Origin of the sequence: Brevibacillus borstelensis (assembly GCF_036700025.1) — a bacterium.
GTDB classification, from domain to species: domain Bacteria; phylum Bacillota; class Bacilli; order Brevibacillales; family Brevibacillaceae; genus Brevibacillus; species Brevibacillus borstelensis.
In genome coordinates, this window is sequence record NZ_CP144922.1 from 3,589,376 (window position 1) to 3,610,048 (window position 20,673).

Sequence of the window (20,673 nt, forward strand, 5' to 3'; positions counted from 1 at the left end):
AATCAAGCAATCACTTGCCAAATCGGCACAGATTATCAAAAAACATCGTCTTCCCGGCTGTACAATAGGAGTAGCACATCTGGGAAATGGAGGCAGGTATGGATCACTACGAGCGGATTCAATGCGCAATCGAATTTATCGAAAAGCATCTTCAAGAGGAGGTGAATATCGCGGATATTGCCGCGGAAGCCTGTTTTTCCGCCTTTCATTTTCAACGGCTGTTTCAAGCGATCTCCGGTTTTTCGGTTCACGAGTACATACGAAAAAGAAGGCTGAGCGAGGCCGCCGTTTTGTTGAAACAGACGCAAACAAGCATCCTTGATCTGGCTATCGCCTGCCAGTACGGCTCCCAGGAGGCGTTTACCCGTGCTTTTGAAGCTACTTTCGGCATCACCCCGGCCAAGTTCCGAAAGGCGAACATACCTATTTCCCTGCAAAAGAAGCTGGATTTTTTGGATGATCAAAAACGAGCAAAGGGAGAAATAAGCATGAACAAACCAAACATTGTGCAATTAAACAGCATTGCCATCGTCGGGTACGCCTACAAGACAAATCTGAACAACGAACGCTACTTTGAGGACATTCCCCGCTTCTATGCCGATTTCGGAAGGAATGGACACTATATGCGGATTCCCAACAAAGCCGCCCCTGACATGGCATACGGCATTTAGTGCGATTTCCAGGATAACGGCGACTTTACGTTCATCGTCGGCGAAGAAGTAAAAAACTTGGATGGCGAGCTGGAGGATGGCTTTGTCCACTGTCTGCTTCCGGCAGGGAAATACGCCGAATTCAGGGTGATTGACTCTGTCCAAAATACAAGAACCTATATTTACGGCACCTGGCTTCCGAATTCCAACTACGAGCGAAGAGAAGGACCTGATTTTGAAATAACCGATGTCCGCCAGTCCGTGTACCCGGATCAAATGAAAATAAAAATTTACATACCGATCGACTAGTGTTCCAGCTCCAGTCCGCCCGCTGTCCCCGCTCATTGTCAATCCATGCCCCTTTTGCTATGATGAGGTCGAAGCCAAGCAAAGGAGCGAAACGCTTTGGATCCACTACACCCTTGTGACAAGCACGAATTCCTATCGCGTATCGAAACGGTAAAAGAACTGGAACAAACCGACTTCGAGACATATTCTGTCGTGAAAGACAGCGAAAATGGCCAACACTATCTCCGGTATTCCTTTACACATATCAATCTGTCCGAAGGGGGCAGGCGCGACGAATTCGACCACTTCCTGCCGCTTGAATCGGACGATGTTCTCGCGATTCTGTTCGGAGAGCAGGCTTATCAGTTTCCGGACAACTGGAAAACCGCCTATCTTCGCAGCGGCACGGATGAGCGGTTGATGCCATTCGACCCGAGTGAAAATCACGATCTGGAAAAGGACGCGGAGGCGGAGTTGGCTCTGCTCGAGAAGCTGCAGCAGTTCAAGCAGCAATGGAATGCTGCCGAAGACAAAGAATCGCTGACCCGCGACCTGTTTCGCGATCTCGATGCGATCATAAAAAAAGCGGATGATTGAGTTGCGAAAGCCGCATCCTTTTCGCTATAATGGATGAATCATAAAGGATCGATGATGAGGAAAGTACTCCGTCAAAATGCCCAAGCGAGCCGGGGATGGTGTAAGCCCGGTGCAGGATGGCGGCAGGAATCGCACCTCGGAGATGCTGTCTGATTGCCCGGTTTATCTCTGGAGCAAGTAAGGCAGCCGGGTCTGCCCGTTATCGCAGAACAAAGCGGCTGTGCTGCCCGAAGTGTAAAGGCTGCATGGCAAAAAGAGTGGCACCGCGGGAGAATACCTCTCGTCTCTTGATCAATCAGAGACGCAGAGGTTTTTTTATTTTTCATGATGAAGGGAGTTTGCATCGCTATGAGTTACAAGCATCAAGTGGCTGAGATGATTTCTGCAGCCCTTTCCAAGCAAGGCGTAGATACGCTGGGGGCCGAGCAAGTGCGCAACATGCTGGAGACGCCTCCGAATCCGGCCATGGGCGATATCGCCTTCCCTTGCTTTCAACTGGCAAAGGCACTTCGCAAAGCGCCTCCTGTGATTGCAGCCGAGCTTGCCCCGCTTATCTCGGGTACGCCGGTTCGCGAAGTCCAGGCAGTTGGCCCGTACGTCAATATTTTTCTCGATCAGCAAAGTGTCGCAGCAGAGGTAGTAGGCACCATCCTCTCCGCAGGAGCCGCTTACGGCAGCCGCGACATGGGCAAAGGGCGGAAGGTTCCGATCGATCTTTCTTCTCCCAACATTGCCAAGCCGTTTTCCATGGGGCATCTGCGCTCTACCGTGATCGGAAACGCGATTGCCAACATCATGGAAAAACACGGTTACCAGCCGGTCCGCATCAACCATCTGGGCGACTGGGGCACGCAGTTCGGCAAGCTGATCGTGGCGTATCGCCTGTGGGGCGACGAGGCAAAAGTAAAAGCGGAGCCGATCAAAGAACTGCTCAGCCTCTATGTGCGCTTCCACGAAGAAGCGGAGAACGATCCGTCTTTGGAGGATCAAGGGCGCGAGTGGTTTAAAAAGCTGGAGGACGGAGACGCAGAAGCGCTCCACCTGTGGCAGTGGTTCCGCGATGAATCTCTGAAGGAGTTCATGAAGATTTACGATCTGATGAACGTTTCCTTTGACTCGACACACGGCGAAGCATTTTACAACGACAAGATGGATCGCGTCGTCGCCATGCTGGAGGAAAAAGGCCTGCTGACGGAATCGGACGGCGCCATGGTCGTGACGCTGGATGAATACGACATGCCGCCAAGCCTGATCAAAAAATCGGACGGCGCCACGCTGTACGCGACGCGTGACCTTGCTGCTGCCCTCTACCGCCATGAAACCTACGACTTCGCCAAAGCGCTCTATGTCGTCGGAAACGAGCAACGCCTTCACTTCCAACAGCTCTACAAGGTACTGGAGAAAATGGGCTTTGAGTGGGCAAAGGAAATGCATCACATTCCGTTTGGTATGATGCTGAAGGACGGCAAGAAAATGTCCACGCGCAAGGGCAAGGTCGTCCTGCTGGAAGAAGTGCTGTCCCAGGCGATCGAAGACGTCAAGAAAGTGATCGAGGAAAAGAATCCTGGTCTCGCCAACAAGGAAGAAGTCGCCCGCCAGGTTGGCGTCGGGGCCGTCATCTTCCACGACTTGAAAAACTATCGTCTCAATGACATCAATTTCTCCTGGGAAGAGATGCTCACCTTTGAAGGCGAAACCGGTCCTTACGTCCAATACACGCACGCACGTGCTTGCTCCCTGCTGAGAAAAGGCGGCTATGTACCGTCCGCAGCGGTAAGCTTGCCTCAGGATGCGCTGGACAGCAAGGAAGCCTGGGCAGTCGTTACGCTTCTGAATGCATTCCCGGAAGTGATAGACCGCGCTGCCAACGGCTTTGATCCTTCGCAAATCGGGAAGTACGTGATCGACCTCGCGCAGGCCTTCAACAAGTTCTACGCAAACGTCCGCATCCTGGCCGAGGAGGACGCTGTGAAAAATGCGCGTCTCCAGCTCGTAGCGGCTGTTGTTACGGTCTTGAAGGAAGGGCTCCGCATTCTCGGACTCGCAGCACCGGAAGAAATGTAAGAAAACAAGCAAAACCGCCGATGCATTATGGGATCAGTCCCATGCAATGCGTCGGCGGTTTTTTTTCGATTGCCGGCCTTCCATCCGGTGCTAGCCTTCCATCCGGCTTGTCAGGAGTCTTGTCGCGGGGCTGGTCCGGAACTTGTAAACGTACCCGCCCCTTTTAACAGTACATGTCTTTGATCGGCCAGCGCTGCTTTTTTATTCTTCTTTCTTTGCATTTTTCCCAAACCAAGTCTTGCCCAGAAGCTCGACGACTTGTTTGGAGAGCGACACCGGCTGTTCCTTTTCATTTCCGGACGCATCCACGAGGCGGTACAGCATCGCCTTGTCATCGGCCGGGTCGGATTTGGTTTCCAGTGTGCAGTCTCCGATATTCCCTGCCTTGGTCCACTCTTCGATCATGATCTGATATTCGCCGGGGGCAAGCTCGATATAGTCATCCTCGGTTACATCAATGATGGCATAGCCATCGTGCTCAATTTCCGCATCGTATGTATGTCCGTTGGCTCCCTGGTAGAGGGCGAGCTCTTCGGGATTGTTCAGGTTTTCCTGCAGGGAAGAAAAATCTTCGATTGTTACTTTCACTCGTCTTTTCACGTATGTTCCTCCTTGGTTCGACACACAACTCTTCATTCCTCACTCTACCACACGGGTCGCTCCTTTTTCCACACCGAAGACTCCATCTCTCTGCTCTGCCAGCCGGCGAACCAGCGAAATTTCCTCCTGGTGACCTCCATCCGCCGGTGCCGGGGTTTCCAAAATGAACGGGATGTCCGCTAGCTCAGGAGTTTGCAGGAATGCTGCGAACGCCTCCAACCCGATCTCACCCTTGCCGATAGGAGCATGTCTGTCGCGGAAGGAGCCGCTCGGATAAACGGAATCGTTCAAATGAACAGCGACAAGTGATGAAAAATACCCCGCGTTTCGCATGTGAGCGCAAACCTCGTCCCAATCGTGTCCCCGCCACAGCCCGCTGGCAAAAGCGTGACAGGTGTCCAGACAAAAACCCACCCGGTCAGGTGACGCGAGCAAGGAACGCACCTGCACCAGCTCTTCGATGGTCGTCCCCATCCGGGTTCCCTGCCCTGCATTGTTTTCAAGCAGTATTTTCGCCTCTCCCCGCCAATCGCAGAGCAGCTCATCCAAAAGCCGGATCATCCGCTTGTATCCCTCGAGCGGGTCGCCACCCTTGCTGTGCCCGAAGTGAACGACTACACCGAGTGAACCGCATGCTTCCGCTATCTCCAGATCATTGCGGAGGTGTTCGACAGTCCGCTCGTATAGCTCCTCCTCTTCCACTGCAAGATTTGTCGGATACGACGTATGACTGATGGATAGCATGCCGTGTTCCTTTGCAAAGCGCCTGCACGAAGCTGCATCTTTGGCATCAAAGGTTTTTACGCCCATGCTCCTTGGATTCTTCGGGAAGTACTGAAAGCAGTTCGCTCCGATCGCCATTGCTGCCTTTGCCGCTCCTGCGTATCCGTTTCTGATACTGACGTGACAACCGACAAACATGTAGCATCTCCTTCCCTCTGCTGATTAGTTGCAGTTTCCCCCACCTTTGTTTTTTTCAGTCTGCTGTCCTCTACGGGACCCGGTTTGTCATGCGCCTGCCTGTTGGATCATCTATCATTTTCGTTTCTTTTCCCCTGCAAGAAATGACTTGGGCTGAGGTCCTTATTTTGAGCAGTATTTGCAAGATTGACATTTCATTTTATTTCGATTAATATCCATCTTCAAATCCTATCAAAATGTTTCAGGAGGTACCCGATGCCGTCTCCATTTCCTGCTTCGAGCCAGCACCTGCTTTACTTTCCCGTAGAGGAGAGCGATTTCGATGAGCTGCTCTCCGTCTACAATTCCAACCCCGATTACATGGAGTATGCGTACGGCAAGCGGGAAGTCACTGTCCAAACAGTGGAATCGGACCACGCCGAGAATCTGGCGATGGAAGACTCCTACAGCATCTTGCTCCGTTCCCGCTCCACCCGCGATCTCGTCGGCATTGCCCAATTCATCCTGCGAAATCCTCGCGATGGCAATCCATGGCTCGGGCTCATCATGCTGCACAAGGACCACCAGGGAAAAGGATACGCTCAGCATTTTCTGGACACCTTGATTGCATGGTATAAAGAAAACGGCTACACGTCCCTTCATCTGGGCGTGTTGGATAAAAACCGAGGGGTAGTCCCGTTTTATGAAAAATGCGGATTCCGCGTCTATGAAGAACGGATGACCGAAAAGCTGGGACTGGTCATCTGCATGGCTTACGACATCAAATAGTGAGTGCAGCGGGAAATGTTGACTTTGACTTCGCATGGAAACGAAAAAGATGTATTTCCCTTGCCAAATCCGCGAAGTTGTTTTACCTTTAATCTATACCGAACGTTCAGTCTAGAAAAAGGAGTATCCGCCATGACACGCCGCCGTCTCGAAGGCGAAAAGACAAAGCAACATATCGCCGAAAAAGCAACAGAACTATTCGCCCAAAAGGGGTATGCCGCAACTTCCATCGAGGACATTTGCCTTGCAGCAGACGCAAGCAAAGGAAGTCTCTACTACCATTTCAAAAACAAGGAGCAATTGTTTCTCTATCTGCTGGAAAAGAATCAGCAGGAATGGGAAGAGAAATGGGCAAGGTACTCCGCTCCCTACCCCACAGCGACGGAGAAGCTGTATGCATTGGCTGACTTTTTCGTAGATGATTTTTTAAATCACCCGTTGAAAAAGGCTGCCGAGGAGTTCAGCGGCAGCAAGCTGGCTGAACCCGAAATTCTGGAGCAGGTCATCAATCTGACAAAAACAGCCCATCAAGTCTACATCCCCATTTTTGAAAAGGGCATTGAGGCAGGCGAGTTTGAAGCAGACGATCCGGCGGCCCTGGCCTATCTTCTGGACGGCTTTCTCAGCGGGGTATGCAGCGCAGCATACTACGACCACCCGGACCAGCTTCATACGTACATGCGAAAGTCTATTGATGTGTTCATAAAGGGGACGGGGAAAAAATAGCCCCTTTTTTTCGGCTATCATTAGACCGACCGTTCGGTTTGCAAAAGTTAGGAGGAACCTGAATGAAGGAGCTTTGGCGCAATCGCGTCTTTCTCATCGTCTTTTCTACCGATTTGCTGGAAAACATCGGCATCTGGATCCGAAACATGGCGCTGCTCTTCTTCGTCATGGAAATCAGCGGCAACAACCCGACCGCCGTCTCGCTGCTGACTGCTATCGAGTATGTTCCCATTTTGTTGTTCTCCGTGATCGGCGGGGCACTGGCAGACCGCTGGGACCCGAAGCGGACCATGATTTCCGCCAATCTCCTCAGCTCGCTCTCCGTCTGCGTGATTGCCGTACTGCTTTGGAAAGGCTATTGGTCCGCTGTTTTTTTCGCTACCTTTGTCTCCGCTGTCGTTTCCCAATTCTCACAGCCCGCTTCCGCCAAAGTCTTTAAGATACACGTTCCGGAAGAACAGGTAGGTTCCGCCATCTCTGTTTCCCAAAGCATGGGGTCGCTGTTTATCCTTTTTGGCCCGATCGTGGGGACGTTTGTCTATGAGGCTTCCGGCGTCTATGTCTCCTTGTTTGCGATGGCCCTCTTGTTTCTCTTGTCCGCGTTCATGCTCTTGGGTTTGCCCTCGTCAAAGCGCGCTTCTTCCGTTAGTGACTCTCATGAAAAAACCTCGCTTCTGGCTGAGATCAAGGACGGCATTCGCTACGTCAGGCACCACTCGCATCTTAGGGGGATTGTGTGGCTGTTTGCCATGCTTGGACTCGGCTCGGGTCTGATCAATCCGCTGGAGGTCTTTCTCGTGACAGACCGCCTGCAGCTTCCGAAAGAATCCATCCAGTGGTTTACGGCTCTGGAGGGTGTCGGCATGCTGCTCGGAGGCATCCTCGCCTCCGCCCTGCACAGGCAGTTAAACGGAAAGCTGGTCATTCACGGCGCCATTGTCTTTTTTGCCGTCTCGGTTGTCGTTGAGGCACTTTCCACCTCTGCTCCGCTGACTGGGACGATGCGCCTGCTTTCCGGAGTGCTGCTGGCATTTTTGCAAATTGTACTCAGCATGAAGATGATTCATTTGGTAGCCGAAGAGTACGTGGGGCGTGTGAATGGCACCATGACACCGCTCTTTGTGGCACTGGTAATGATCAGTTCGTTTGTGGCCGGCCCGCTCATGGAGTTGACCTCTCTGATCACGGTCTTCTGCCTGTCAGGCTTCTTCCTGCTGCTTGGCTCCCTCGGGGTCAACAAAATTATGGAGGCAGAACCGCCACAATCACAATCAAACCAAGAACAACAACATCCGCTCTCGAAACCGAAACACCAGCAGTCTCTTGAAACCGAGCAGTTGTAACGCCAACAATAAAAACAGACTGTCCGGGATATGAAATGCTCCCATCGAGCAAACAGGTTTCATTAGCCGCTGCTCGATGGGTAGTCTTCAATCCGTACAGCCTTCCCTTTGGTAGGATTACCCTGTATTTCCTTTATTTCACGACCGATAGAGGCGTTTTCGTCCGGTAAATCACCTTGAAGGTGACACTGCCCATCAGCGTTCCGGCAATGCCGCTCATGCCGTGGTGGCCGAGGACGATTACATCTGCTTCTGTCTCTTGGGCAACTTCCTTGATCAGCGTAGCCGGGTCTCCGATCAACACTTTGCTCTCGTAAGGGACCTGTGCTTGCTCAAACAGCTCCTCGTATGGACGGATCGTCTGTTTCCCCCACGATTCCAGTGTTGCTGTATCCTCCCAGCCAATCCCGTAAACGCCTGCGTAAGCGACCGGAGGAATCACCGCGGTCAGAAGAACAAACCGGGTGCCATCCTCTTTGCCCATCCGGATGGCTTGCTGCGCTGCCTTCATGGCGTGGTCGGAGCCGTCGACTGCGATCAGTACCGTTTTCCACTTGTCGTTGATCTTCGCCGCCTCGGGCACTAAAAATACGGGAATCTCCACATCGTGGATTGTTGGATAGCTGACGCTTTGCATCAAATAACCGGTCATCCGGCCATATCCGTGTGTCCCCATGACGACAGCCGTATGGCCTTCGCGAGCTGCTTCCACAATTGCCTCGTGCGGTTCTCCAAACTGAATATTCAGTTTGTACGGAACCTTTGCCTGCTCGACCAGCTCCACGATTTCTTTCAGGTCCTCTTTCGCTTCATCCAGCTGAAATTCTTGCACAGTCTTGTTTCCCAACTGATTGACAGCAAATCTGGATGAAAACGGTGGAATGACATGCAAGAGAGAGAGTTCGTTATTTCCGTTCGTAAAAGCCAATGCAAACTTTACAGCTTGCAAAGACTGTGGAGTAGCATCTACCGGCACCAGAATCGACATTGTGCACCATCCTTTTCCTCGTCATCAGGCAATCGTGTCCGCCCTTTTCTGACTTCATTCTAGGAAAAACAAAGGATGGTGTATGTAGGGAAACTCCCCTATATCAGGCAAACTTTTCCCTGATTTCTGTCTGTTCGCCTTATTCTAATATGCCAGTAATAAATATCGTCGTCTCTTCGCTCAAGTCGACATCCCGAATCTCGTGGTCGTCCCCCACTCGCTCATTGGCAACTCTGTCCTTGCGAATGATTCGAACCACTGGTCGCGAGGGCAATCCCCTGTTTTGATCAATCACGATCCCTACCTCGCCTGTGCTCAGCTTCAGGGATGTACCTGTCGGATACATGGCAATTGTCCGCAAAAACTGAATGACCATCTGGTGGTCAAACCTTTTTTCCGCCAGTCCCATGATGCGCTCGCAAGCTTCATAAGGCGGGAGCGTCTCCTCTTCTTCAGAAAAAGGAGAGATGAAATTGTCGTATGCGTTGCAGATCGCGACGATTTTCCCGAACTCATGGATTTCGTGGCTCATCAGACCTCTGGGTATGCCGCTGCCATCTACCCACTCATGGTGCTGAAGGGCGATATGAGCAGAAACGATGCTCATCTCGTGCTTTTTGCGCAGCAGGTTAAATCCCGTCCACGTATGGTGATTCTCGATACTGTTTTGCTTGTAGGGCGAAGCGTCTCCCTCCTCTTTGACGACCTTCCCGATGTCATGGAGCAAAGAGCCGATCGCCAGCTCCTTTAGCTGGTTGACGGAATATCCAAGTCCAACCCCCATGACGACAGCCATCATGCAAACATTCAGGGAGTGTATGTACAGGGCATTGTCATTCGTGCGAATTTCACCCAGGTTTAACAAAACTCGCCGGTTTCGCAAGGTCTCATCCACGATATTGTTGACGGATTTTTGGACTCCGCGCACATCGATTCCTTTTCCTGCCTGAATGCACTGGATCGCCGCGGACAAATTGCGGATGGCGTCTTTTCTCGTCGATTCGCTTAAAACCTCTTCCGTGTTCACGTCCTGCAGGTTTGGGTCCTTGAGGCTTACCATCGTAACGCCAAAACGGCGCAATTTATTGATCATTCCAACGGTTAGCTGTACGTTGGCCTGCAACAAGGTCAGACCGTCGCTCGTATAAATGCTTCTGCCCAGGACATCGCCCGGTTCTACCTGATCGATGTTGACATATTTCATGGGGTCTTCCTCCTGCCTGCTCCCCTGCTGCTATTCCCACCTATCTTACCATGAAATAACCATCCGGTAGACAAGAAAACTTTCATGCAGCAAGCAAAAAAGACCCGCCAGACGGGTCTTTTAACTCTTTTCATGATCATCCATCTTCATAATACTGTAAGGGCCTCTGACCATCGTTACCTGGTCGCCCTGCTGGGTCATTTCCAGCTTGTGCAAAATATCTTCGAGAACAGCGGCACAGGTGAGAGTCAATTCACCAGTATGTACGGGCGTCTTGTAATACTGGCCGATCATCTCATAGCCTTTTCGCTTGTATGCCTCCGCATCGGTCTCATCCAGCGCCTCGCACAGCTCCTGGATCAATCCTACCAAGGAAATCCGGGCCTGCTCGTAGACATCCACCTCGGCAGATGTCCGAGTCTCTTTGTCCGTACTCATATCGCTTCCCCCCTGACCTATAGGGTGGGCCGGATTGCAGCAGATTATTCGCTTTTCGCTGCCACGCTGTGACGCAGTCCCTGCCGCGTGCCGGTGTGTGCCTGAAACAATACCGCATCGTAGTGATCGGACGCGCCGGGAGCCGGTCTGCTTGCAAGCGAACCGACGATGGCTCCGAAAAATCCGAGAGGGATCGAAACCACGCCGGGATTGGCGAGAGGAAACAGCGGTTCGGCGAGAATCATGCCGCTTTCGGGGTCCATGACCGACGGCCCGAGACAAACGAGGATGAGGGCGGACAGTGCCCCTGTGACAATCCCGGTCAACGCTCCCTGTAGGGTGAAACGGCGCCAGTAGATGGTAAAGAAGATCAGGGGAAAGTTGGCCGATGCCGCCACAGCAAAAGTCAGCGCCACGAGAATCGCAACATTCATTTTTTGCGCGCCAATCGCAAGCCAGATGGAAATCACTCCTACTCCCACCGAGGATAATTTGGCGACCCATACCTGTTCCCGTTCCGAAGCCATCCCATTGCGAATGATATGGCTGTACAAATCGTGGGCAAACGCCGATGAGGCCGACAGCACAAGACCTGTGACCACCGCGAGAATCGTCGCAAAAGCCACGGCCGAGATGTAAGCCATCAAAAATTCTCCGCCAAGCGCTTCCGCAAGCATCGTCACCGTCAGATTTCCTCCGAATCCGGCGTCCTGGATAAACTCCCATCCGATAAAAGCAGATGCCCCGAAACCGAGCAAAATCGTCATCAGGTAAAACGCACCCATCACCCATGTCGCCGTAATGATGGATTGTCTCGTCGTGGGGGCATCTTTTACGGTAAACAGCCTGACGATGATATGCGGCAGTCCGGCTGTCCCCAATATGAGAGCCAGATTGAGCGAAAGGATGTCCAGCGGCTGGTTGAATTTGTTTCCCGGGTGCAAAAAGCGCTCTTTCATCGGTGTCGCTTCGCCGACATATACAAACAGCTCCGCCAGACTCCAGTGAAAGCGCGACAGGACGATCAGGCAGATGATCAGCGTCCCCGTCAACAGCAGAATCGCTTTGATGATTTGCACCCACGAGGTAGCCTCCATCCCGCCAAATACGACGTAGATGGTCATCAGTGTTCCCACGACCATCACCGCAGCAGCGTAATCAATGCCGAGCAGGTAGTGGATCAGCGCCCCCGCACCGACCAATTGCGCAATCATGTAAAAGACGGTGATCAGAAGCGTGACGGCGGCAATCGCACCCCTCAGCCATTTGCTCTCAAACCGGACGGAAATCGCATCCGCCAGCGTATATTTGCCCAGATTGTGCAGCGGTTCCGCGATCAAAAACAGCATGACCAAATACGACACAAAGAAGCCGATCGCATAAAGAAAGCCGTCAAAACCGTACATTGCTATCGTCCCGGCGATTCCTAAAAACGAAGCGGCACTCATGTAATCTCCGGCGATGGCCACCCCGTTCTGAAGCCCGGTCATCCGGTTTCCCGCAGCGTAGAACTCTCTCGTATTGAATGTTCGGCTCGCCGCTGAATACGTGATGAACAGCGTGCCGATAATGACGCTGCAAAAAAAGATGACCGATGACATATCGCCGCTCCCCCGTTTCATAGGAAAGATGCCGGAGCCTCCCCCGACACCTTTCCGTTGCTTTTACAATTGTACAGAGACTACGCGGATTCCTTCATCCCGGTATTCGCTTTGACAACAATTTCATCGTATTTCGCATCGTCTTTGGTCTTCGAGAAGTAGGTACCCAGCCAGGCTGCAAGGAAACCGAGCGGAATCGAGACGATCCCCGGATTCGAGAGAGGAAACAGAGCTTCTCCGACCAGAATGGCCTTGCCCGCCTCCGGATTCCAGATGTTCGGGCTGAGGAAAACGAGGATCAGCGAGCTGAACAAGCCTACCAGCATACCGACAACAGCCCCGGTCGTATTGAATCGACGCCAGAAGATCGTGTAGATAATAACCGGCAAATTTGCGCTGGCGGCTACCGCAAAGGCAAGAGCAACGAGGAAAGCGACATTCAGCTTCTGCGCGAACAGGGCAAGCAGGATCGAGATGACCGAAACGCCGACAGAGGCCCATTTGGCCATGACCATCTGCTCTCTTTCCGTAGCCTTCCCCTGGCGAATGACATGGCCGTAAAAATCATGGGCAAACGCTGATGCAGCCGTGAGTACGAGACCAGCCACTACCGCCAGAATGGTAGCGAAGGCGACGGCAGACACAAACGCAAAGAGGAAATTGCCCCCTAGGAATTGGGCCAGCAACGGCGCTCCCATGTTTCCGGCAGGGTCCATCTTGTCCGCCCCGACAAATGCGGCTGCGCCGAATCCGAGGAAAATCGTCATGACGTAGAACAAGCCGATAATCCAGGTGGCGTACACAACAGATTTCCGCGCCGTCGGGGCGTCCTTTACCGTAAAGAACCTCATCAAAATGTGCGGCAGTCCGGCAGTACCGAGAACGAGCGCCAGATTGAGCGAAATCGTATCGAGGCCGTCCTTGAACTTGTTCCCCGGATTCAGGAACTTTTCGCCCAGCGGCGTTGCCGTTTTCATTTGCTCGAACATCTGCGTCACGCTGAAGTCAAACTTGGCAAACACCATTACGGAAATAATGAAGGTACCGGCCATCAGCAGAACCGCCTTGACGATCTGCACCCAGGAGGTTGCCGTCATGCCGCCAAACACGACGTAAACCGTCATCAGAACGCCTACGATCAGAACAGAGGTCGTGTAGTCGAGACCGAGCAGCAATTTGATCAGGGCGCCGGCCCCTACCAACTGGGCGATCATGTAAAAAATGGAGATCGCGATGGAGTTCAGAGCCGCTACTCCGCGGACCTGCTTGTTTTCAAACCGGGCCGCAATCATGTCCGCCATCGTGTACTTTCCGAGATTGCGCAGCGGCTCGGCTACGATGTACAGCACGACGAGATAAGCGACGAGAAAGCCGATACTGTAAAAGAAGCCGTCAAAGCCGGAGAGAGCAATCATTCCGGCGATCCCGAGGAAAGAGGCCGCGGACATGTAATCGCCGGCGATGGCAAGGCCGTTCTGCCAACCGGTCAGTCCTCCTCCCGCCGTGTAAAACTCGCTAGTGCTATTGGTCCGTTTGGAGGCGTAATACGTAATAACAAGCGTTAACACAACAATTGCCAAAAAGAGTAAAAATGCCATTACATTCATGCGCTTTTGCCTCCCGTCTCTTGCTTGATCTTCTCTACCAGCTCATCAAACTGCCGCGATTTCCTGGAATAGATGATGCACAGTCCCCAGGTCATGATAAATTGGCAGAAGGCAAATACCCAGGCCCAGGTAATCGCCCCGAAGGCGGGTTTGTTCAACACTTGAAAGTAGGAGGTCATGATGGGAAGAGTAAAGTAGAACAAGAAAAAGAAAATGGAGTAGGGTACGATGAATGCTTTTTTTCGTCTAAGCAGCTCCTGAAACGTCGCCGACCGGATGATAGACGTGTACTGGACAGACGTCTGCTTCTCAGACATGGCCTTCGCTGTCGAGCTTGTATTTCCCATTGTGGAATCTCCCCTTGTCAAGAATGTGTAACCGCGCCATTGAAAGCGCTTCCTTATTTTACAAAAAAATTCCCAATATTGTTTACATTTGCGCGCGACATGCAAAAAGTAGCGCGTCAAAAGCAAAAAATACGGGATCAAAGTCAAGCTCTACCCTTCCAGGCGTTTCAGCAGATCTTTTGCTGCGGTCCGGGAGACGGGAAGCCGAACCGGATTGGGCCCTTTCAGGATCAGATTGTACGCGCCGTTGAACCACGGCTGAAGCTCGCTTACATACTGCAGGTTTACCAGGTAGCTTTTATGCGTCCGAAAGAACGGGTAAGCCTGGAGCTTTTCCTCCAACTGCTGCAATGTCATGCGCGTCGTATACACTTCCGACTCCGTCCAGATTTGAACGACTCGCTCATCCCGGACAGCGTACATCACGGTGCTGGGATCGATCACCACCAAACGGTTGTTGTCCTCGATGATCATCTTCGCTACCTTCGAGGGATTCGGCAAAGCAGATGGCGGAGCCGTTTCCGAAAGCCGTTTCCTCAACCGTTGCAGTGTTTCTTTCAGCCGCTGCGGTTCTGTCGGCTTTAACAGGTAATCGACCGCATTCAGCTTGAACGCTTCGACAGCGTAGTCTTCATGTGCAGTGGAAAATACGAGCAGAGGCCGTTTCTTGCGGGCGGCCAACATGCGCGCGGCCTGGTCCCCCTCCAGCTCCGGCATTTTGATGTCGAGAAACACCACGTCCGGTTCGTATTCCTCTACCAACTGCAGAAGCTCGCGGCCATTTGTCGCACAGGGCAGTACCTCCACATCGGCCTCCTGCTCCAGCAAATAGACCAGCTCCTCCCTCGCCAGCCTTTCATCCTCTGCGATCATGATTCGGATCTGCATCAGGCATCTTCTCCTCGTCTATGTGGAATTGCAAACTGGATGCGGCAGCCTCCTTCCGGCAGGTTGGAAAAATGGAGCTTCGATTCCGGACCGAGAAGGCTGATTAAACGCTGGTTGACATTGTATACGCCGATGCCGTTGCCGTCTTTGCTCTCAAGCGGCGTATTTCCCAGCTTGTCCAGAAGCGGCTCCGGAACGCCTGCACCATTGTCCTCGACCACGACGGAGATGCAGTCACTCTCCTCTCTGACCGCAATGGCGATACGTCCGCCGCTCGGCTTTCCGCTAAGGCCGTGCTGGATGCTGTTCTCCACCAACGGCTGCAAGGTGCCGAACGGAATCAACGCCTGCTCCACACCCGGCTCTACCTCGCGCGAAACCGTAAATTGCTCTGCAAAGCGTATGCTGATAATTTCCAGATACGCATTCAGGTGCTGCAGCTCCTGCCCGACGGATACGAGCGGCGTCGAGGTCATTTTCAGGTTGAGCCGCATGAAAACCCCCAGCTGAATCGTCATGTGGCGGGCGAGATCGGGGTTGATCCGAATCAGCGTAACGATCGAGTTTAATGTATTAAACAGGAAATGGGGATGAATTTGAGCCTGAAGCATTCGCAGCTCTGCGTCCTTCATTAACCCCTTCATCTTCTCTGCGAGGGTCAGCGTCAATTGGTTGGACAACAGGTTTCCCAGACCTTTAGCCAGCGCCCCCTGAATTTTGCCGATCTGCTGCGGCCGCTTGAAATACAGCTTGATCAGCCCGACGACGCTCTCTCCTTCTCGGATCGGGACGACAATGGCTGCCTGCAGCGGACAATTGTTTCGCTCGCACGGAAGATGCTCGCGGGAAAGACTCGTCTGTATCCCTCCGGTGTAGATGACGCGGCGGGCCAGCTCACTGCGTATCGGCTCCCCGGCTACATGGTGGTCCGAACCGGCGCCTACGTGGGCTAGCAGCTGCTCTCTGTCTGTCACGGCGACTGCGCTGGCCTTCGCCTCTCTGAGCAGGATATAGGCTACGGATTGGGCCGTCTGGGGAGTCAAGCCCATCTTCAGATGGGGCAGGATGCGCTCGGCAATCGTGAATGCCCTCTCCGCCTCCATCGCGGCAGAGCGTTCTTCTTCGCGGAGAGCGACGCGGATCATCGTCGTGAAAATGGCGATGGAAATGCTATTGGTAAGCACCATGGGGATGCCGATAATATTCACAACCGTGCGGACGAGCTCGGGAGGCTGAGCCAATATGAGCAAAAGCGACATCTGTATGATCGGGGCAAACATTCCGATGAACAGCGCTTTGGACGGAGAAATTACGCGCTCTTGCGAGAAAAAGCGGGCAACATATCCGGCCAGAAGGCCCGTAATCGGGCTGGACAAGCCAAACGCCCAGGCGCCAAGGCCACCCAAGCTGAACAAATGGCAGCCCGCGATCAGTCCGGCCCCCAGTCCCACGAACGGCCCTCCGAGAAGGCCGCCAATCACGACACCGACAAGCGTTGAGTTTGCGATCACTTCACTTGACTGAAGCGGAAAGATCCAGAAAGCCGGGTTGTACGTCTCCTCGTGGACGACCACTCCCGCATACGTGCCTGCAATGCCAAACAGCCCGAATAACAAAGAGTACGCCACCGACGTCCACAATTGCAGCTCGCGGTCGAGTAATTGGCGAAACAGCGGAATTCTCGTCAGGATAAAGGCGATGGTAAGCAGGATGCCCATCCTCTCGATCAACAGCAGCGTCAAATGCTCCAAGGCCCCTACCTCCGAAAAAAGTCATAAATAGGCATATTCTAACAATTCCGCTTTTTCCCCCGCTTTCCCTGCCGGGACAGACAAACGGGACGGGTGATTTGCATATGATAGCTTTTGCCTAAATTTTCTACAGCAGGAAGGGTGAAGACGAATGTGCGGAATTACCGGCTGGATCGATTGGGAGAAGGATCTTACCCAAGAACACGCTGTTTTGCAAGCAATGACGCGGACTTTAACGGATCGGGGACCGGATGAAGAAGGATATTGGTGGGCAGACTCCAAGCATGCGGCCTTCGGCCATCGCCGTCTGGTCGTCGTCGACCCTGCCGGTGGCCGTCAGCCTATGTCACGACAGCAAAATGGGCGGGCGTATACGCTCGTTTACAATGGGGAGCTGTACAACACGGAAGATATTCGACGGGAGCTGATTGCCCGCGGCCATTCTTTTCGCTCCCACTCGGATACAGAGGTTCTGCTCGCCGCTTATATCGAATGGGAAGCAGACTGCGTGCACAAGCTCAATGGCATATTCGCCTTCGCTGTTTGGGATGAGCAGAGGCAACAGATGTTTTTGGCGCGTGACCGTCTAGGGGTAAAACCGCTCTTTTACGCGAAAAGGGGAACCGCTTTTTTATTCGCATCGGAGTTGAAAGCTTTATTGGCTAATCCTTTGGTAAAACCCGTCTTGTCGCGGGAAGGGCTGGCAGAAATTTTTGTGCTCGGACCCTCGCGCACCCCTGGGCATGGCGTCTTTCATGACGTCCATGAGCTGCGGCCTGGCTGCCATTTGACCATTTCTCGCGAAGGCGTTTCGATCAGGCGCTACTGGAGCCTGGAGAGCCAGCCTCACGAGGATGATGTCGAACAGACGGCTGCCACCGTGCGCCAGCTTTTGGCCGACTCGATCAAACGGCAGCTTGTCTCGGATGTCCCGATCGCCACACTGCTGTCCGGCGGTCTTGATTCCAGCGCAATCACGGCGGTCGCTGCAGCTGTGTTTCAGGAGGAAGGCCGAGGCGCTCTCCATACCTACTCCATCGATTATGTGAACAACGCTTCTCATTTCCAGCAAAGCGACTTCCAGCCGACCGATGACGCTCCTTTCGTCCGCTTGATCTCCGAACGGTTCGGCACCGTTCACCACACCCTCGAATTCGATACCCCTGAATTGGTCAGCGCCCTGCATACCGCACTTTTCGCCCGTGATCTTCCGGGGATGGCCGATGTCGACTCCTCTCTCTATCTGTTCTGCCGGGAAATCAAGAAAGAGACAACTGTCGTCTTGTCGGGAGAATGCGCCGACGAAATGTTCGGGGGCTATCCGTGGTTCCATCGGGAAGAGCTGCTTGGCGCGAATACCTTTCCCTGGGCGCAAGCTACCCGGGAGCGTGCCGGCTGGCTTTCCGCCGAGATGAGAGACTGGATCAGGCCCGAGGAATATGTAGCCCAACGCTACGAGGAGACGCTCGACGAGGTGCCCCGCTTGCCTGGCGAAAACCCGCTTGCGGCTAGAAGACGGGAGCTGTTTTATCTGAATCTCACCTGGTTTATGAATACCCTGCTGGATCGGAAAGACCGAATGAGCATGAAGGCAAGCCTGGAGGCGAGGGTTCCGTTTTGCGACCATCGACTGATGCAATACGTCTGGAATATTCCTTGGGAGCTAAAAAACTGGGGTAATCGCGAAAAAGGGATTCTCAGAAAGGCACTGGAAGGAATCGTTCCGGAAGAAGTGCTGTACCGCAAAAAAAGTCCATACCCGAAAACACATAACCCGGCCTATACGAAAGCAACGCGCTCCTGGCTCTTGAACGTGCTGGAGGACAGCTCCTCGCCATTGCATCAAGTCATTGACCAAACCCGGGTCAAAGCCTTCGCGATGTCAGAAGCTCAGGCCTCGGGAAAACCCTATTTCGGCCAACTGATGGGCAGCCCGCAGATGTTTGCCTACCTGGCATCGATTGACCTGTGGATGAGAGAGTACAACATCACCATTTCTTCGTAAATTAGCGCAAATGCCAAAAAAACCGTCTGAATGAACTCAGACGGTTTTCGTTGTTTCGTGATAAGCAAGGAATGCTGTAAGCCAGGTTCTGTCTCTCCCGTGCTGCAAACGGATCTGCTCCTCGCACCAAGAGCGGTAGTCATCTATCTATGGCATCCGAGATGCCATCCGTCCCTCCGTTCAGTTCCTTCGGGACGGTTCCCCTACCAAATTTGGGTTTCTCGCTCGCAGGGTTTACCGCGTTCCATCTCCCCTGTCGCCAGGGAAGCTACGTTTCTGTGGCACTTTCAGCGTACTCGGGTCTCTGGAAGAGAACCCTTTCCACGCCGTCAGCGAAGCAAATGCCTCGCTGCCCTGGTTTGCACCAGGTACGAACACTCCAGACATCTCAGTCTGGGCGAGCCTGGACTTTCCTCTACCGCCGACCATAAAGGCCGCGGCAGCGACTACCCGCATTCCTTGCCCACTCGTATGAATCAGCAATAAATAATGTACCATATCTGTGTTTCCCGGTCAACCGAAAGCCGCTGGAAGCACTGGAAATTGTTAATGCAGCAGCGTTGTAGTACAATATGGGATGTCATTTGCAAGCCATACCCCAAGACAGGAGAGATTTCGATGCTGCTGTTACCTTTTGAGAATCACGTCCCCCGCATTCATGAGTCTGTCTTTCTTGCAAAAGGCGTCGTCATCTCCGGCGATGTTACGATTGGAGAGGATACGTCGATCTGGTACAATACCGTCATCCGCGGAGATATTGCTCCCACCGTCATCGGGCGCAGGGTAAGCGTGCAGGACAACAGCACGCTGCATCAAAGTCCGGGAAACCCGTTGATCGTGGAAGACGAAGTGACGATCGGACACAATGTCGTTCTGCACAGTTGCGTGATTCGCCGCGGCGCCTTGATCGGCATGGGCTCTATCGTGATGGATGGAGCGGAGATCGGCGAGCAAGCAATGGTTGGAGCGGGAGCGCTCGTCCCACCGGGTATGAAGGTCCCTCCTCGCACTCTCGTCATCGGCTCGCCCGCCAAAATCAAGCGCGAGCTCACGGAAGACGACTTCAAGGAGCTTCGGCGCATCCGCCAGTCTTACGTGGACAAGGGCAAGATTTACCGCAAATTGGAAGAACAACCGCTCTCCAGATGATGATGGAGAGCGGTTTTTTCTTATGCTGCCTCGGTTGCTTGCAATTCCTTGCTGCGAATGTACTCAAATTGGCGATAGGAGCGGATGGCTGTCTCCAGATGGAGGCGGTTTGGTTCTTTGGTGGTCAAGTACCGCTGGAAGAAAGCCGAAATGCGGTACAGGAAGCCGCAATATTTTCGCAGCAGCTTATCCCCTACCATCCCGATAAAAATTCCCGCACATCCGGCAGCTACGCCAAAAGCGAGCGGAACGAACGGAATGGCCAGAAGAAATCCGGCAAAAAAACAGACGACGAGGTTCGTTGAGCACCCGGCGTTCACGATGTCCGCCCGGGCGATTTCCTCCCACGACTCCAGCCGCTTCTCTCCTCTGTAGCTGAAGACTTTATGCTCGGCACCGTGAAATTTTTTCAATTCACGTGGAAACACGAAGTGGAAACCGGCCACATAAATGGCTGCCCACCACGGATCGACTACAGCTGCTTCCGGGTAGACCAGCGCCGCGAGCACATACAAGACAAGACCCAGATGCAACAGTTGGTAGTACCAAGGGAAAGAGAAAAAGATCCGCACCCACAGCTTGCCGATCGTACGCAGGCTGATTTTCTCGGCCCATACTTCAATCACACCGTTTTTGACTTCCGCACAAGCCAGGACGTTCCGATCATGAAACAGGACACCGCGAGCAAAAGAAATCCCCATAATCATGTTTTATCTATTCTCCTTCCGTTCCATCATC

General features: G+C 53.1%; 18 protein-coding genes, 1 other RNA gene, 1 pseudogene and 1 other annotated feature. Of the genes and pseudogenes, 8 read left to right on the plus strand and 12 right to left on the minus strand.

Features of this window, described 5'->3' with window-relative positions; translation table 11 throughout:
* Positions 1-98 precede the first annotated feature (98 nt).
* The 3 genes and pseudogenes from V5G20_RS17145 to argS all read left to right on the plus strand — a co-directional run bounded on the left by V5G20_RS17145 (position 99) and on the right by argS (position 3,599).
* Positions 99-959: pseudogene (locus V5G20_RS17145) on the plus strand (AraC family transcriptional regulator).
* 96 nt (positions 960-1,055) lie between these two features.
* Positions 1,056-1,535 carry a hypothetical protein gene (locus V5G20_RS17150; protein ID WP_031931765.1) on the plus strand — a complete coding sequence of 160 codons (480 nt, stop codon included), beginning with the start codon at positions 1,056-1,058 and terminating at the stop codon, positions 1,533-1,535.
* A 42-nt stretch (positions 1,536-1,577) separates the two neighbouring features.
* Positions 1,578-1,826, plus strand: a binding site (T-box leader).
* Positions 1,827-1,883: 57 nt separating this feature from the next.
* Positions 1,884-3,599, plus strand: coding sequence for an arginine--tRNA ligase (gene argS, locus V5G20_RS17155; RefSeq protein WP_338461434.1), 1,716 nt, complete (start codon positions 1,884-1,886; stop codon positions 3,597-3,599).
* Positions 3,600-3,800: 201 nt separating this feature from the next.
* Here argS and V5G20_RS17160 read toward each other — a convergent pair whose 3' ends face one another.
* Both V5G20_RS17160 and V5G20_RS17165 read right to left on the minus strand, forming a co-directional pair.
* Positions 3,801-4,199, minus strand: a complete 399-nt coding sequence (locus V5G20_RS17160) for a hypothetical protein (protein ID WP_003387394.1) — start codon at positions 4,197-4,199, stop codon at positions 3,801-3,803.
* 39 nt (positions 4,200-4,238) lie between these two features.
* The gene (locus V5G20_RS17165; protein ID WP_338461436.1) at positions 4,239-5,120 is read right to left on the minus strand and encodes a deoxyribonuclease IV; all 882 of its coding nucleotides are present in this window, start codon (positions 5,118-5,120) and stop codon (positions 4,239-4,241) included.
* Positions 5,121-5,375: 255 nt separating this feature from the next.
* Here V5G20_RS17165 and V5G20_RS17170 point away from each other — a divergent pair, with 255 nt between their 5' ends.
* The 3 genes from V5G20_RS17170 (at position 5,376) to V5G20_RS17180 (ending at position 7,957) form a co-directional block, all read left to right on the plus strand.
* Positions 5,376-5,888, plus strand: coding sequence for a GNAT family N-acetyltransferase (locus tag V5G20_RS17170; RefSeq protein WP_003387396.1), 513 nt, complete (start codon positions 5,376-5,378; stop codon positions 5,886-5,888).
* Between the two features lie 132 nt (positions 5,889-6,020).
* Positions 6,021-6,614, plus strand: a complete 594-nt coding sequence (locus tag V5G20_RS17175) for a TetR/AcrR family transcriptional regulator (RefSeq protein ID WP_024985154.1) — start codon at positions 6,021-6,023, stop codon at positions 6,612-6,614.
* A gap of 62 nt (positions 6,615-6,676) precedes the next feature.
* Positions 6,677-7,957, plus strand: coding sequence for an MFS transporter (locus V5G20_RS17180; RefSeq protein ID WP_338461439.1), 1,281 nt, complete (start codon positions 6,677-6,679; stop codon positions 7,955-7,957).
* Positions 7,958-8,090: 133 nt separating this feature from the next.
* On the opposite strand, the gene V5G20_RS17185 is transcribed toward V5G20_RS17180, so the two are convergent.
* The 8 genes from V5G20_RS17185 to V5G20_RS17220 all read right to left on the minus strand — a co-directional run bounded on the left by V5G20_RS17185 (position 8,091) and on the right by V5G20_RS17220 (position 16,781).
* Positions 8,091-8,945 (minus strand): universal stress protein, encoded by an 855-nt coding sequence (locus V5G20_RS17185; protein WP_338461441.1) that lies wholly within the window; start codon positions 8,943-8,945, stop codon positions 8,091-8,093.
* Positions 8,946-9,084: 139 nt separating this feature from the next.
* Complete coding sequence (locus tag V5G20_RS17190; protein ID WP_338461443.1) at positions 9,085-10,149, minus strand: HD-GYP domain-containing protein; 1,065 nt, start codon at positions 10,147-10,149, stop codon at positions 9,085-9,087.
* Positions 10,150-10,269: 120 nt separating this feature from the next.
* Complete coding sequence (locus V5G20_RS17195) at positions 10,270-10,587, minus strand: hypothetical protein (RefSeq protein ID WP_003387403.1); 318 nt, start codon at positions 10,585-10,587, stop codon at positions 10,270-10,272.
* A gap of 44 nt (positions 10,588-10,631) precedes the next feature.
* Complete coding sequence (locus V5G20_RS17200; RefSeq protein ID WP_338461445.1) at positions 10,632-12,188, minus strand: cation acetate symporter; 1,557 nt, start codon at positions 12,186-12,188, stop codon at positions 10,632-10,634.
* An 80-nt stretch (positions 12,189-12,268) separates the two neighbouring features.
* On the minus strand, positions 12,269-13,795 hold the full coding sequence (locus tag V5G20_RS17205) for a solute symporter family protein (RefSeq protein WP_024985150.1): 1,527 nt from the start codon (positions 13,793-13,795) through the stop codon (positions 12,269-12,271).
* Entirely contained in the window at positions 13,792-14,142 is a 351-nt protein-coding gene (locus V5G20_RS17210; protein WP_003387406.1) for a DUF485 domain-containing protein, read from the minus strand. Before V5G20_RS17210 ends, V5G20_RS17205 begins: the two co-directional genes overlap by 4 nt.
* A 150-nt stretch (positions 14,143-14,292) precedes the next feature.
* Complete coding sequence (locus V5G20_RS17215; RefSeq protein ID WP_003387408.1) at positions 14,293-15,030, minus strand: LytR/AlgR family response regulator transcription factor; 738 nt, start codon at positions 15,028-15,030, stop codon at positions 14,293-14,295.
* Positions 15,030-16,781, minus strand: coding sequence for a LytS/YhcK type 5TM receptor domain-containing protein (locus V5G20_RS17220; RefSeq protein WP_003387409.1), 1,752 nt, complete (start codon positions 16,779-16,781; stop codon positions 15,030-15,032). The genes V5G20_RS17215 and V5G20_RS17220 overlap by 1 nt, the downstream gene beginning before the upstream one ends.
* A gap of 151 nt (positions 16,782-16,932) precedes the next feature.
* Between V5G20_RS17220 and asnB the strand changes: the two genes are divergently transcribed.
* Positions 16,933-18,786 carry an asparagine synthase (glutamine-hydrolyzing) gene (gene asnB / locus V5G20_RS17225; RefSeq protein WP_024985149.1) on the plus strand — a complete coding sequence of 618 codons (1,854 nt, stop codon included), beginning with the start codon at positions 16,933-16,935 and terminating at the stop codon, positions 18,784-18,786.
* A 72-nt stretch (positions 18,787-18,858) separates the two neighbouring features.
* Here the strand turns inward: asnB and rnpB are convergent.
* Positions 18,859-19,244, minus strand: an RNA gene (rnpB, locus tag V5G20_RS17230) — RNase P RNA component class B.
* 160 nt (positions 19,245-19,404) lie between these two features.
* Here rnpB and V5G20_RS17235 point away from each other — a divergent pair.
* A complete protein-coding gene (locus tag V5G20_RS17235) occupies positions 19,405-19,935 on the plus strand; it encodes a gamma carbonic anhydrase family protein (RefSeq protein WP_039071080.1) in 531 nt (176 codons plus the stop codon).
* A 20-nt stretch (positions 19,936-19,955) separates the two neighbouring features.
* Here V5G20_RS17235 and V5G20_RS17240 read toward each other — a convergent pair whose 3' ends face one another.
* On the minus strand, positions 19,956-20,642 hold the full coding sequence (locus tag V5G20_RS17240; protein WP_003387413.1) for a DUF1385 domain-containing protein: 687 nt from the start codon (positions 20,640-20,642) through the stop codon (positions 19,956-19,958).
* Between the last annotated feature and the right edge of the window lie 31 nt (positions 20,643-20,673).